The following is a 13,827-nucleotide window of genomic DNA, read 5'->3' as shown; positions in this document are numbered from 1 at the left end:
GCGGCCAAAATATTTACTTTTCTTCTGCCAGTGAGTAAGGCAGAGGCTTGATGGCTAACTGGCTGCTGACATCATCGCGTACGCGCAGCACGCTGTCCGCTTCCAGATCGTTATTCATCACCACCTGCACCCACAGCGTCCCGTCAGCCAGCGCACTTGCCGCTAACACAGTGCCGGTACGCCGCCAGTTGTCACCCAGCTTCAACTCCAGATCGTCACCCGCCTGCGGAACGTGGCTGCCTTTACCTTCCAGCCAGTACAGGGCGCGTTTGTTGGCTCCTCGGAACTTGGCGCGAGCCACCATTTCTTGCCCGGTGTAGCAGCCTTTGCTGAAGCTGATCCCGTCCAGCGCTTGTAGGTTGGTTGCCTGAGGGATCAGTTGCGCACCGTTTGCTGCATCAATTACCGGATAACCGGCCTCGATATCCAGTGCCAACCATTGGCGGCTATCGTTCAACTCTGCTTGCCCTTCCAGCTTGGAAGCTAGCAGAGCAGCGGTTTCTGCCGTGGTGATCAGCACAAAACGTTCTGCTGGCAGCGCAAAGTGCAGCAAGGTGGTATCGCCGTCTTGCACCACTTGATGTTCCGCATTTGGCAGGGTGGTAAATACTTTCGCCAAGGCGGCCCGTGCCTCTAGACCAGCGAGGCCCAGCAGCACCGCATTGCTGTCTGCCGCGATGGTGATCTTGGAGAACACCGCGTATTTCTTTATTTCCGCCAGTTGGCTATCCAGCACGCTGCGGCGCTCAAGATAGGCAAAGCCTTCACCGTGGTGGAATAAACGCAGGTTGCTCCACATCTTGCCTTTGGCATCACAATGGCCGCATAGCACGTGTTGGTCGGCCGCCAGTTTGTCGATATCGGCCGTGACCTGGCCCTGAAGATATTTTACCGTGTCTGGCCCGCTCAACTGCACCATGGCCCAATCTTCCAGTGAGATCAGCGTCAGTGGCAGATGGGGGGAGGCGGAAGGTTGACGGGGTGGAAAAGGAATATTGAACGCCATAATCAGTTCCTGCTGCATGTTTAGCATACCTGTTGGGGTTGCTACCATGGTAAAAGAGGCGGCTGGCTTTGCAAACAGTTATTACCAGACAGCGCTGTTTTTAACATTTTATGTTTTGTTTGGTGAACGCCCTTCCCGGCGAGTATGTCAAATTGTTACTCTAGGCGCTTACGGCCAACGATACCCATTTTCACTCAAATCGTTGGCTGACGGAATTAAATTGTGCGCGTGTTGCCATACCAAGTGTCGGTTGCCCAAGAGCATGGCAAGCCATGCCGAAAAGAGGTTAGTCATAACAACATGGATATTAATAATAAAGCACGTATTCACTGGGCCTGCCGCCGCGGCATGCGTGAGTTGGATATCTCGATCATGCCGTTTTTCGAACATGAATACGATACGCTGAGCGATGCAGACAAGGCCGTATTCATCCGCTTGCTCGAATGTGACGACCCCGATCTGTTTAACTGGCTGATGAATCATGGCGCTCCGCACGATCAAGATCTGCAGAGAATGGTGTCCCTGATCCAAACGCGAAATAAAGCCCGTGGCCCAGTGGCGATGTGATGTCCGCGTTTCGTGGCGTACCCAGTTAATCTCGTTGCTGACTCACGGCCTGCTGATTTTGTTGATCCTGATCGCTCCGTGGTCGGAAGGCTATGGCCTGATCTGGTTGGTGCTGTTGACGTTGGTGGTGTTTGAGTGCATTCGCAGCCAAAAGTGCATTGCATCCAGGCAGGGAGAACTGTGGTTACTGGCTGAACGCCGGATTGAGTGGCATGACCAGGAATGGCTGATGGTGAAAAAGCCCTGGATGCCTGGGTTCGGTATTTTGTTGTCGCTTCAGCAGGTCAACGGCAAAAAACGCCATCGGCTGTGGTTGGCTTCGGATTCCATGAGCAAAGCGGATTGGCGCCAACTGCGTCAGCGGTTGTTGTTTGAGCAATCCGCCACCGACGAGGAAGCCTAATGAAACCGCTGCTTTGGCTGGTAGAAGACGAGCCCAGCATTGCGGATACGCTGATTTATACCTTGGAGAGCGAAGGCTTTCAGGTTCGTTGGTTTGAACGTGGCGAGCCTGCCTTGCAGGCTTTGCAACAGGGCTTACCGGCGTTGGTGATCCTCGACGTTGGTCTTCCCGATATCAACGGTTTTGAGCTTTGCCGTCGGCTGCTGGCGCAGGCGGCGGATTTACCGATCCTGTTTCTTACCGCCCGCAGCGGTGAACTCGATCGCCTGATCGGGCTGGAAATCGGCGCCGATGACTACGTCGCCAAACCCTTTTCCCCGCGTGAGGTCAGCGCCCGCGTGCGTACTATCCTGCGGCGTTTGCACAAGCAGCAGCGCTTGCAGCAGCCGACTCTCTATCATTTTGGTGCCTTTACCCTGGATGAAGAGGGGGCCACGATCTGCTACCACCAACAGCCGCTGCCGCTGACCCGCTATGAATTTTTGTTGCTGAAAACCCTGTTGCAAGCGCCTGGCCGGGTGTTCTCCCGCCAGCAGTTGATGGACATCGTTTGGGCACAGGCGGAAGAGAGCCTGGATCGTACCGTCGATACCCATATCAAAACGCTGCGTGCCAAACTGCGGGCGATGGATGCCGCAGAACCTCCGATCCATACCCATCGTGGCTTAGGTTACAGCGTGAGCCGCCAGCCATGAGGATTGGCCTGCGTCTGCTGTTGGGCTATTTCCTGATCGTAGCGGTGGCGGGCTATTTTGTACTGAGCATTTTCGTGCAGGAGGTCAAGCCTGGCGTACGGCGTGCCACCGAAGGCACGTTGGTGGATACCGCCAACCTGCTGGCGCAGGTAGCTCGGCTGGATATGAGACATGGGGATGCGGCAAAAGGTCAGTTGGCGCAGGCTATCGCCCAGCTTAACCAGCGGCCAATCGGGGCCAATATTGCCGGGATCCGCAAAGATCGTAACGAATATCGCGTCTATCTTACCGATGGGCGTGGCAAAGTGATTTTTGATTCATCAGGCCAGGCGCTGGGGCAGGATTACTCCCGCTGGAACGATGTTTATCTGACTTTACGTGGCCAATACGGTGCGCGCAGCACCCGGACGATTGCCGATGACGAGAGCAGTTCGGTGATGTACGTGGCCGCACCGGTGGTGGAGCAAGGGCAGATTATCGGCGTGTTGAGCGTCGGCAAGCCCAACAGCACCATGGCACCGGTGATCCGCCGCAGCGAGCGGCGTATTTTGCTGGCGGGTGCGGTGCTATTGGGGATTGCGCTGGCGATCGGGCTGGGGTTCGTCTGGTGGATTAACCGCTCGATCAACCGCCTGGTGAGCTATGCCGACGGGGTGGCGCACGGTGAGGTAGTTCCGCTGCCTCACATGGGCAGCGTTGAGCTGACCCAACTGGCGCAAGCGCTGGAAAGTATGCGCATGAAGCTGGAGGGCAAGGCCTATATTGAACAGTATGTGCATACCCTGACTCACGAGTTGAAAAGCCCGCTGGCGGCGATCCGTGGTGCGGCAGAACTCCTTCAGGAGTCACCGCCTCCGGCGACGGCGAAACGTTTTTTGACCAACATCGAACAGCAGAGCGCCCGCATTCAACAATTGGTCGATAAGCTGCTGGTGCAGGCGCAGTTAGAAAGTCGGCCTGGTTTGGAACTGGCAACGATAGCGCTGGCGCCGTTAGTCCGGCAGATTGTCGCGGGCAAAGAAGCACAGGCGGCGCAGCGTGGTGTCACGATCAAACTGGGGGAGCTAGCGGAAGCCTCACTGACCGGGGATGCTTTTTTACTGGGGCAGGCGCTGAGCAATCTGCTGGATAATGCCCTGGATTTCACCCCAGTTGGCGGTTCGGTCAGTATTGATGGTGAGCGGTTGGAGCATCATTACCAAATCACCATCTGCGATACCGGCAGCGGCATTCCCGACTATGCGCTGGATAAGGTGTTTGAACGCTTCTATTCGTTGGCGCGGGAAGATAAACCCAAGAGCAGCGGCCTGGGCCTGAACTTCGTGCAGGAAGTGGTGCGCCTGCATCGTGGCACCATCCGTTTGCAAAACCTGCAGCCCACCGGTGCGAAGGCTATCTTCACTTTACCGCTTTGATTGCAACTTATTGACCGCACTTCACCTTCCCTTCACATAACCACATTCTGATTTCACTTGCCGACTTTATGGTAGCGACATTACCTACAAGGAGTCTGCGACGATGTTTAAATCGGTACTATTTTGGAAAATAACCACCCTACTGGGATTGATGATCCTGATGATGATCCCGGTGGGCATGCTCATGGATGTGGTACAGGAGCGCAGCGGCTATCGCCAGAGCGTGGTGGGGCAAGTCAGTGAAAGCACCAGCCGTGCGCAACGTATTCTTGGGCCAGTGATCGTGATCCCGTACACCTTGCGTGAAGAGAAGAAGAACGAAAAAGGTGAGGTCGAGATGCAGATCCGCCGTTATCAACGTTTTGTCTTGCCGGAGTCCTTGGTGGTGAATGGCAAGCCCAACGTCGAGATCCGCAAGCTGGGTATTTACCAGACTCAGGTGTATCAGGGGCCACTGGATTTCCAGGTGAAATTCGGCCAACCCGATCTGGAGGATTTACAACACAGTAACGTCACTGTCGGCCAGCCTTTCCTGATGGTGTCATTGAGCGATTCTCGCGGTATCAAAAGCATTTCTGCCCTCAACGGCATTCAACAGCAGGCCAAGTTTGAACCGGGTACCCTGGTCAGCGGGCTTGCTCAGGGGATCCATGCGCCGCTGGTCTTAGCCTCGTTGCAGAAAGAAGGGCTGACGGCGGATTTCACTCTTAACCTGGCGGGGACCAGCAGCTTGTCCTTGGTGCCGGTAGGGCGCAGTTCCGAGCTGCTATTACAAAGCAACTGGCCGCACCCGAACTTCTTGGGCAACTTCCTGCCGGATGAGCGCAAGGTGACCGATAGAGGCTTCTCTGCCCGCTGGCGTAGCACCTGGTTTGCCAACAACATCAATAGCTCCTTCATGTATGACAACGGCATAATGGAAGAGGAAAAGCTGCCAACCTTCACCACCAGCCTGATCGAGCCGGTCGATCACTACCAACTGACCGAGCGGGCAGTGAAGTATGCGGTGTTGTTCCTGGGGCTGACGTTTATGGCGTTCTTCCTGTTCGAAACCCTGACCGGTCTGCGGGTGCACCCAATCCAGTATCTGCTGGTGGGAGCTGCGCTGGTGCTGTTCTATCTGATCCTACTGGCTTTCTCAGAACATCTGGGGTTCGACGTGGCGTACCTGCTGGCGAGCGTGGCCTGTAGTGGACTGATTGCCTTCTACCTCAGCGCCGTGTTGCGCGGGATGCGCCGTGGGATGCTGTTCGCCGCCAGCCTGCTACTGCTGTATGGCATTCTGTATATGCTGTTGCAGTCGGAAGATAACGCGCTGGTATTGGGTTCGGTGCTGCTGTTCGGGGTTCTGGCGGGCATTATGCTGCTGACACGTAAGCTGGACTGGTATCAGGTGGCCGACCCGGCTCGTTTGAAGGAGAACACTGCTGAACCAGAAACCGCTGAAATCGCGGCCAGTAATGGCGAGAGCCGTTTCAGATTGTGGAAGTAAAGGTTTTGTTGGGCGCGATATCGCGCCCAATTTCGTTACAGCAGCGGTTCCATCTCCAGCAGGATCTGTTCACACCACTGTTGCAGGCGCTCTTCGCTCAGGTCGTATTGATTTACCTCATCCAGCGCCAGGCCAACAAAATGTTTGCCGTCGGCGCTGAGTGGTTTGGGGCTGGTGAATTCAAAGCCGTCAATCGGCCAGAAACCGATAAACTGCACGCCCTGTGGGGCAAGCTGATCGTGCAACATCCCCAGCGCATCCAGGAACCATTCGCCATAACCCAACTGATCGCCCATCCCGTACATGGCGACGATCTTGCCTTTCAGATCTAGTTCAGTCAGTTGCGGCCAAATCGCTTCCCAATCCTCTTGCAGCTCACCAAAATCCCAGGTTGGAATGCCCAGGATCAGAATGGAATAGTCTTCCATCAGTTTGGGGGAAACGTCTTTCAGGTTGTGCAGGTCGACCAGGTCTTCACCCAGAATCTCACGGATTTTTTCTGCCGCCATCTCGGTGTAGCAGGTGCTGGAGCCGTAAAACAGACCAATCTTCATAATTAAACCGTTTATAATGCCGTGTGTAGAATTGCAACGAGTATACCTTAAGGCATAATGCCTGTGGCAGAAACGTAACCAAGAGAGGACCGCGTGCAACAGCAAGACAGTGCGCTGATTGAGCAATTCCTGGATGCGTTGTGGATCGAACGCAATCTGGCAGAGAATACGCTGGCCTCTTATCGGCTCGATTTACAGGCGCTGGCCGGTTGGCTGGCCCCTAATAACCGCAGCCTGTTACAGGCCGAAGCGCTGGATCTACAGGCCTTTCTCGCCGAACGGGTGGAGGGTGGATACAAAGCGACCAGTTCAGCCCGGTTGCTAAGCGCGATGCGCCGTCTGTTCCAATATCTCAATCGTGAAAAAATGCGGGCGGATGACCCCACCGCGTTGCTGGCCTCGCCCAAGTTACCGCAGCGGCTACCCAAGGATCTGAGCGAAGCGCAGGTCGAGGCCTTGCTACAGGCACCTTGCGTCGATCAACCGTTAGAACTGCGCGATAAGGCGATGCTTGAAGTGTTGTATGCCACCGGGTTGCGTGTGTCGGAACTGGTGGGGTTGACCATCAGCGATGTCAGCCTGCGCCAGGGCGTAGTGCGGGTGATCGGTAAAGGCAACAAAGAGCGCCTGGTGCCGTTGGGTGAAGAAGCGGTGTACTGGATCGAAAATTATCTGGAACACGGCAGGCCCTGGATGCTGAACGGCCAGACGCTGGATGTGCTGTTCCCCAGCAACCGCAGCCAGCAAATGACCCGCCAGACGTTCTGGCATCGGATTAAACACTATGCGATCCTAGCCGGTATCGACAGCGAACGGCTGTCTCCGCATGTGCTGCGCCACGCTTTCGCCACCCATTTACTGAACCATGGGGCCGATCTTCGTGTCGTACAGATGTTATTGGGGCATAGCGATCTCTCAACCACACAAATTTATACCCATGTAGCTACTGAAAGATTGAAACAGCTACATCAACAGCATCACCCGCGCGCCTGACGCGCTGGGATCGAAAGGATTGGAAGAATGAAAAAAGGTTTAATGCTGCTCTCCCTGCTGGTGGCTTCGGTAACCGGCGCGGCCCATGCTGACGATGCAGCCATTCAGAAAGCGTTAGGTAGCCTGGGCATTAAGCAGGCAGACGTGCAACCCTCGCCGGTTGCCGGTCTGAAAACCGTGTTGACCGAAGGCGGCACGCTGTATGTAACGGAAGATGGCAAACACGTGTTGCAAGGGCCGCTGTACGACGTCAGCGGCAGTGAGCCGGTCAACGTGACTAACCAGCTGTTGATGACCCGTCTGGAAGCACTGAAAGACCAGATGATCGTTTACAAAGCGGCGAAAGAGAAACACGTGATCACCGTGTTTACCGATATCACCTGCGGCTATTGCCACAAACTGCACGAGCAGATGAAAGAGTACAACGATCTGGGCATCACCGTGCGTTACCTGGCGTTCCCACGTCAGGGGCTGGAATCTCAGGCAGAGAAAGATATGCGTTCCATCTGGTGTACCGCAGACCGGGCTAAAGCCTTCGATGCCGCCATGAAGGGCGACGCGGTTTCTCCGGCAACCTGTAAAACCGATATCAGCCAGCACTATGCGCTGGGCGTCCAGTTTGGCATTTCCGGCACCCCGGCTATCGTGCTGAAAAACGGCATGGTTATTCCTGGCTACCAAGGGCCGAAAGAGATGGCCGCGATGTTGGATGCGCATGCAGCCTCCGCAGCCACGAAATAAGTCACGGTGAGTATCAAAACCCAATTACGCCGCCGCGAGGCGGCAGATGCCAGCCATTTACCCGCCAGCCTACCACCGCTGCTGCGTCGCTTATACGCGTTGCGCGGGGTTAAGGGCGAGCAGGAACTGGAGCGTAGCGTCAAGGGCATGTTGCCTTGGCAGCAGTTGAGCGGTATCGATGCTGCGGTAGTGATACTGCAGCAGGCACTGGCCGATGGCCGCCGGATCATGGTGGTGGGCGACTTTGATGCCGACGGTGCCACCAGTACCGCGCTGACGGTGCTGGCCCTGCGTAGCATGGGCTGTAGCTCCATCGAATATCTGGTACCCAACCGTTTTGAAGATGGCTATGGCCTGAGCCCCGAAGTGGTGGAGCAGGCGGCGGCTCGGGGTGCTGAACTGATCGTCACGGTCGATAACGGTATCTCCTCGCATGCAGGCGTAGATGTCGCGCATGCCAAGGGAATGCAGGTACTGGTCACCGATCATCACCTGCCGGGGGAAACCCTGCCCGCAGCGGAGGCGATCGTCAACCCGAACCTGCGTGATTGCGATTTTCCCTCCAAATCCCTGGCCGGTGTAGGCGTTGCCTTCTATCTGATGTTGGCGCTGCGGGCCAAGCTGCGTGACAGCGGCTGGTTCGAACAGCGTGCGCTGGCTATGCCTAATCTGGCCGAACTGCTGGATCTGGTGGCGCTGGGCACGGTGGCGGACGTGGTGCCGCTGGATGCCAACAACCGTATTCTGGTGTATCAGGGGCTGAACCGTATCCGGGCTGGCAAGTGTCGGCCAGGTATTCGCGCTCTGCTGGAAGTGGCCAACCGTGACGCGCGGCAATTGGCCGCCAGCGATCTCGGCTTTGCCCTTGGGCCACGGCTGAACGCGGCAGGGCGGCTGGACGATATGTCGATCGGCGTAGCCATGCTGTTGAGCGACGATATTGCCCAGGCGCGTATGCTAGCCAACGATCTCGACGCGCTCAACCAGACCCGGCGTGAGATTGAGCAGGGGATGCAGGTGGAAGCGCTGGAACTGTGCGATCAGTTGGAACGCACTACCACCGCACTGCCTTACGGGTTGGCGATGTATCACCCGGAATGGCATCAGGGCGTGGTGGGCATTCTGGCTTCACGCATCAAAGAGCGTTTCCATCGCCCGGTGATCGCCTTTGCTCCTGCGGGGGATGGCATTCTGAAAGGCTCTGGCCGTTCGGTGGCCGGGTTGCATATGCGTGATGTGCTGGAGCGGCTCGATACCCTGAACCCGGGGCTGATGATGAAGTTTGGCGGCCATGCCATGGCGGCGGGCTTGTCGCTGGAAGAGGCCAAGTTTGACGAGTTCCGTCAGCGTTTTGGCGAACTGGTCGGCGAATGGCTCGATCCGGCGATGCTGGAAGGGGTGATCTGGTCTGACGGCGAACTGATGATGCAGGAACTGACCCTGACCACCGCAGAGCTTCTGCGTGAGGGCGGGCCGTGGGGGCAGGCGTTTCCTGAGCCAACCTTTGACGGCAAGTTCCGTATCCTGCAACAGCGGCTGGTGGGCGAGAAACACCTGAAGCTGATGATCGAACCGCTCGGTGGCGGCCCATTGTTGGATGGCATCGCCTTCAACATCGACACCACACAGTGGCCGGACAGCAGCATCAAAGAAGTGGAACTGGCGTACAAACTGGACGTGAACGAGTTCCGTGGCAACCGTAACGTGCAGTTGCTGATCCAGCACCTCTGGCCGCGTTAATCGCTTTATCAAGGCACCTAAGGGTGCCTTAATCTCAATCCCCACAAAAACTGACCAACTCGCTATAAACTGACGGCTGGATCCGCTAGAATTACCGGTTCCAATGGCATTTCGCCATCGACGACATCAACGAAAGAACGCAAAAAATCATGTTTGAAATTAATCCGGTAAAAAACCGCATTCAGGATGTGTCCGAGCGGACAGCCGTTCTCAGGGGGTATCTTTGACTATGATGCCAAGAAAGAACGCTTAGAAGAAGTGAACGCCGAGCTGGAACAGCCGGACGTTTGGAACGAACCTGAACGCGCACAGGCATTAGGCAAAGAGCGCTCGTCGCTGGAAGCCATTGTCGAAACCATCGATCAGCTGGAACAGGGCTGTGAAGACGTCACGGGCCTGCTGGAACTGGCGGTTGAGGCGGAAGACGAAGACACCTTCAACGAGACCGTGGTTGAGCTCGATCAACTGAGCGCCAAGCTGGAACAATTAGAATTCCGTCGTATGTTCTCAGGTGAATACGACAGTGCGGACTGCTATCTGGATATCCAGGCAGGTTCCGGCGGCACCGAAGCACAGGACTGGGCCAGCATGCTGCTGCGTATGTACCTGCGTTGGGCGGAATCCAAAGGCTTTAAAACGGAAGTGATTGAAGAGTCCGACGGTGACGTCGCGGGCCTGAAATCGGCCACCATCAAGATTATCGGCGACTACGCGTTTGGCTGGTTACGTACTGAAACCGGCGTGCATCGCCTGGTACGCAAGAGCCCATTCGACTCAGGCGGTCGCCGCCATACCTCTTTCAGTTCCGTATTTATCTATCCGGAAGTGGATGACGATATCGATATCGAAATCAACCCGGCCGATCTGCGCATTGACGTTTACCGTGCCTCCGGTGCTGGTGGTCAGCACGTTAACAAAACCGAGTCGGCGGTACGTATTACCCACTTGCCAACCAACATTGTGGTGCAGTGCCAGAACGATCGCTCTCAGCATAAGAACAAGGATCAGGCATTCAAACAGCTGCGCGCCAAGCTGTATGAATACGAGATGCAAAAGAAAAATGCTGACAAGCAAATGTTGGAAGACAACAAGTCCGATATCGGCTGGGGTAGCCAAATCCGTTCTTATGTGCTGGATGACTCCCGCATCAAGGATTTGCGCACCAACGTCGAAACACGTAATACGCAGGCCGTACTGGATGGCGACCTGGATAAATTCATTGAGGCAAGTTTGAAAGCCGGGTTATGAGGAACAGAAATGTCTGAGCAACAAGCACAAGGCGCCGAACAGGCGTTGGATCTCAACAACGAGCTGCAGTCACGCCGTGAAAAACTGGCCGCGCTGCGCGAGAACGGCATTGCGTTCCCGAACGACTTCCGTCGTGATACCACCTCCGACAAGCTGCATGCCGAATACGGCAGCAAAGAAAACGAAGAGCTGGAATCACTGGGTATCGAAGTGACCGTGGCTGGCCGTATGATGACCCGCCGTATCATGGGTAAAGCCTCCTTCGTGACGCTGCAAGATGTGGGTGGCCGCATTCAGCTCTACGTCGCACGCGACGATCTGCCTGAAGGCGTTTACAACGAGCAGTTCAAGAAATGGGATCTGGGCGATATCCTCGGCGCACGCGGTAAGTTGTTCAAGACCAAGACCGGCGAGCTGTCTATCCATTGCACCGAGCTGCGCCTGCTGACCAAAGCACTGCGTCCGTTGCCAGACAAGTTCCACGGCCTGGCCGATCAGGAAACCCGTTATCGCCAGCGCTATCTGGATCTGATCGCCAACGAAGAATCCCGCAACACCTTCAAGATCCGTTCGCAGGTGATGGCGGCGATCCGTAACTTCATGGTGGGTCGAGGCTTTATGGAAGTCGAAACCCCGATGATGCAGGTGATCCCTGGCGGCGCGTCTGCTCGTCCGTTCGTCACGCACCACAACGCGCTGGACATCGACATGTACCTGCGTATCGCGCCAGAGCTGTATCTGAAGCGCCTGGTGGTAGGTGGCTTCGAGCGCGTGTTCGAAATCAACCGTAACTTCCGTAACGAAGGCGTTTCCCCGCGTCATAACCCAGAGTTCACCATGATGGAACTCTATATGGCGTATGCGGATTACAAAGACCTGATTGAGCTGACCGAGTCGCTGTTCCGTACGCTGGCGCAGGACGTGTTGGGTGACGTCAAGGTGCCTTATGGTGATGAGGTGTTTGACTTCGGCAAGCCGTTTGAAAAGCTGACCATGCGTGAAGCGATCAAGAAATACCGCCCGGAAACCAACCTCGACGATCTGAACGAGATGGCTAGCGCGGTAGCGATTGCCGAATCAATCGGCATCAAGGTTGAGAAGAGCTGGGGTCTGGGCCGCGTGGTTACCGAGATCTTCGAAGAGACCGCAGAAAGCCATCTGATCCAGCCAACCTTCATCACCGAGTACCCGGCAGAGGTTTCTCCGCTGGCACGTCGTAACGACGAGAACCCGGAAATCACCGACCGTTTCGAATTCTTCATCGGCGGGCGTGAAATCGGTAACGGCTTCTCAGAGCTGAACGACGCAGAAGATCAGGCGCAACGTTTTGCCGATCAGGTTAGCGCGAAAGATGCTGGTGACGACGAAGCGATGTTCTACGACGAAGACTACGTCACCGCGCTGGAACACGGCCTGCCGCCAACCGCGGGCTTGGGCATCGGTATTGACCGTATGGTGATGCTGTTGACCAACAGCCACACCATCCGTGACGTGATCCTGTTCCCGGCCATGCGCCCGAGCAAGTGACGTTCGCCAAGTGATTAAGCCGGTGCAGGTGACTGTGCCGGTTTTTTTCGCCCGAAGAGAGCAGGTTGTTGCTAACTGCTTAAAACATCGGCAGTTATGCGCTTTCTTCGCTTGCCCAGCGCGCATAACCGGTTATAATGCCAGTCGCACACCTAAGCGGGTGTAGTTCAATGGTAGAACGGCAGCTTCCCAAGCTGCATACGAGGGTTCGATTCCCTTCACCCGCTCCAAGACACTTCTTAAAATATTCCAACTTACTGAATCCTAAGGGACAAGGCTTAACGCCTCCTTACAGCGTTACTTACTGTAACCTACTGTGTAACCCTCTCAGGGCATACAGACACATGATTCAGCAGTCAAAATCAAACAGCATACTTTCAGTTACTACTTATCTGTATCAGCGCAATGGCGTTTACTATTTTCGTATGAAAACGAAAGGGATTAAGGATGTCTGGACGTCTAAATCAAATAAAGATAAGATTGCCTCAGTATCGTTAAGGACCAAGGACAGACGAACCGCTATGGCTCACTCTCGGCATATTAAGGCAGCACTTAAGGCAATCCATGCTGATAACCCTACCGTTTCCTATGAGGGGATGAGAGAGCACCTGAGGGACATCGCAGAGTGGGAACTTTCAGCAGGGCGTTCAGACCTCTTCGAGCCGGACATGAGGGATATCTATCGGGACCAGTACGGAGAACTTGGCGAGAGCCTTACCGATGCTCTGGCTAGTGAGCCGCTGAGTATTGACCAGCATCGTTACATCAATGAGGCCCTGAAGGTATTTAAGGCTTGCATGAGGCGTATCGAAGCGGGGGACAGTCAGCCGCTGATAGATTACGTCGATCGATTTAACGATTTTGAACGGTCGAATAACCAAGCCTCGGCGTCCTTATCTGTTAGTTATCCAGAAGTAAAACAAGAAGCTGCTCCGAGCGTTAGCGTAGCGAGTCTCTTTGAGCAGTACGAAGCGGAAAATGCTCAGAACTGGAAACCAGCTACCTTACGAGAAAACAAAGCGTCTCACGCTGCGTTAATCGAAATCTTCGACTATCTAGGTCTCAATGCTGACGCTAATACGATAACACGCGCTGACATGCTAAGAGTTCGGGATGCCCTTCAGCAGTTACCGAAGAACCGTAAGCAACGCTTCAAGGATGAAACTCTGAATGACCTGCTGGTCCGTGAAGATAAGACCGATTGTCTGGATGTGGTTACCATCAATAATAAATATCTCATCAAGATGGCTGCTGTCTTCAAGTGGGCTGTACGTAATGACCTGATTAAAAAGAATATGACTGAGGGGCTGGAACTCAAAGTTCCCCAGCGTAAAGCCTCAGACGCCCGTAATGCTTTCTCAACGAAGCATGATCTTACCCACTAACAATGGACACACGACTAAGCGAGGGTCTGGTTTTCAAATTGTTCCGGGCTGAGTCCGCCAC

At 55.2% G+C, this 13,827-nt stretch carries 13 protein-coding genes and 1 tRNA gene; 12 read left to right on the top strand and 2 right to left on the bottom strand.

Annotated elements, in window-relative coordinates; translation table 11 throughout:
* Positions 1 to 13: 13 nt before the first annotated feature.
* The gene (gene ygfZ / locus KAJ71_RS11550; RefSeq protein WP_248946008.1) at positions 14 to 1,006 is read right to left on the bottom strand and encodes a tRNA-modifying protein YgfZ; all 993 of its coding nucleotides are present in this window, start codon (positions 1,004 to 1,006) and stop codon (positions 14 to 16) included.
* A gap of 300 nt (positions 1,007 to 1,306) precedes the next feature.
* On the opposite strand from ygfZ, the gene sdhE reads away from it, so the two are divergent.
* From sdhE to creD, 5 genes are all read left to right on the top strand, one after another.
* Entirely contained in the window at positions 1,307 to 1,573 is a 267-nt protein-coding gene (gene sdhE / locus KAJ71_RS11545; protein ID WP_024486357.1) for an FAD assembly factor SdhE, read from the top strand.
* Positions 1,554 to 1,976 (top strand): protein YgfX, encoded by a 423-nt coding sequence (locus tag KAJ71_RS11540; RefSeq protein WP_248945871.1) that lies wholly within the window; start codon positions 1,554 to 1,556, stop codon positions 1,974 to 1,976. Before sdhE ends, KAJ71_RS11540 begins: the two co-directional genes overlap by 20 nt.
* Positions 1,976 to 2,671 (top strand): two-component system response regulator CreB, encoded by a 696-nt coding sequence (gene creB / locus KAJ71_RS11535; protein ID WP_248945870.1) that lies wholly within the window; start codon positions 1,976 to 1,978, stop codon positions 2,669 to 2,671. Before KAJ71_RS11540 ends, creB begins: the two co-directional genes overlap by 1 nt.
* The gene (gene creC, locus KAJ71_RS11530) at positions 2,668 to 4,086 is read left to right on the top strand and encodes a two-component system sensor histidine kinase CreC (protein ID WP_248945869.1); all 1,419 of its coding nucleotides are present in this window, start codon (positions 2,668 to 2,670) and stop codon (positions 4,084 to 4,086) included. Before creB ends, creC begins: the two co-directional genes overlap by 4 nt.
* 103 nt (positions 4,087 to 4,189) lie before the next feature.
* The gene (gene creD / locus KAJ71_RS11525; RefSeq protein WP_248945868.1) at positions 4,190 to 5,578 is read left to right on the top strand and encodes a cell envelope integrity protein CreD; all 1,389 of its coding nucleotides are present in this window, start codon (positions 4,190 to 4,192) and stop codon (positions 5,576 to 5,578) included.
* Between the two features lie 35 nt (positions 5,579 to 5,613).
* Here creD and fldB read toward each other — a convergent pair whose 3' ends face one another.
* Entirely contained in the window at positions 5,614 to 6,132 is a 519-nt protein-coding gene (gene fldB, locus KAJ71_RS11520) for a flavodoxin FldB (RefSeq protein WP_021179810.1), read from the bottom strand.
* 93 nt (positions 6,133 to 6,225) lie between these two features.
* Here fldB and xerD point away from each other — a divergent pair, with 93 nt between their 5' ends.
* The 7 genes from xerD to KAJ71_RS11485 all read left to right on the top strand — a co-directional run bounded on the left by xerD (position 6,226) and on the right by KAJ71_RS11485 (position 13,766).
* Positions 6,226 to 7,125 (top strand): site-specific tyrosine recombinase XerD, encoded by a 900-nt coding sequence (gene xerD / locus KAJ71_RS11515; protein ID WP_248945867.1) that lies wholly within the window; start codon positions 6,226 to 6,228, stop codon positions 7,123 to 7,125.
* Between the two features lie 27 nt (positions 7,126 to 7,152).
* The gene (dsbC, locus tag KAJ71_RS11510) at positions 7,153 to 7,866 is read left to right on the top strand and encodes a bifunctional protein-disulfide isomerase/oxidoreductase DsbC (RefSeq protein ID WP_248945866.1); all 714 of its coding nucleotides are present in this window, start codon (positions 7,153 to 7,155) and stop codon (positions 7,864 to 7,866) included.
* Positions 7,867 to 7,872: 6 nt separating this feature from the next.
* Entirely contained in the window at positions 7,873 to 9,606 is a 1,734-nt protein-coding gene (gene recJ / locus KAJ71_RS11505) for a single-stranded-DNA-specific exonuclease RecJ (protein ID WP_248945865.1), read from the top strand.
* Between the two features lie 149 nt (positions 9,607 to 9,755).
* Positions 9,756 to 10,854 (top strand): peptide chain release factor 2 gene (gene prfB, locus KAJ71_RS11500; RefSeq protein WP_098929871.1). Its coding sequence is split into 2 segments (ribosomal slippage): positions 9,756 to 9,830 and positions 9,832 to 10,854, totalling 1,098 coding nucleotides; the frame shifts between segments, so codons are not numbered across the junction.
* 9 nt (positions 10,855 to 10,863) lie between these two features.
* A complete protein-coding gene (gene lysS, locus KAJ71_RS11495; protein WP_021806189.1) occupies positions 10,864 to 12,381 on the top strand; it encodes a lysine--tRNA ligase in 1,518 nt (505 codons plus the stop codon).
* Between the two features lie 156 nt (positions 12,382 to 12,537).
* A tRNA-Gly gene (locus KAJ71_RS11490) sits at positions 12,538 to 12,611 on the top strand.
* 114 nt (positions 12,612 to 12,725) lie between these two features.
* Positions 12,726 to 13,766 carry a hypothetical protein gene (locus KAJ71_RS11485; protein ID WP_248945864.1) on the top strand — a complete coding sequence of 347 codons (1,041 nt, stop codon included), beginning with the start codon at positions 12,726 to 12,728 and terminating at the stop codon, positions 13,764 to 13,766.
* The last annotated feature ends 61 nt before the right edge of the window (positions 13,767 to 13,827 follow it).

Origin of the sequence: Serratia silvae, assembly GCF_023282985.1 — a bacterium.
In the GTDB taxonomy this organism is placed as follows: Bacteria; Pseudomonadota; Gammaproteobacteria; order Enterobacterales; family Enterobacteriaceae; genus Chania; species Chania silvae.
The sequence above is the reverse complement of the archived record's forward strand: the minus strand, read 5'-3'. Positions and strand labels throughout refer to the sequence as shown.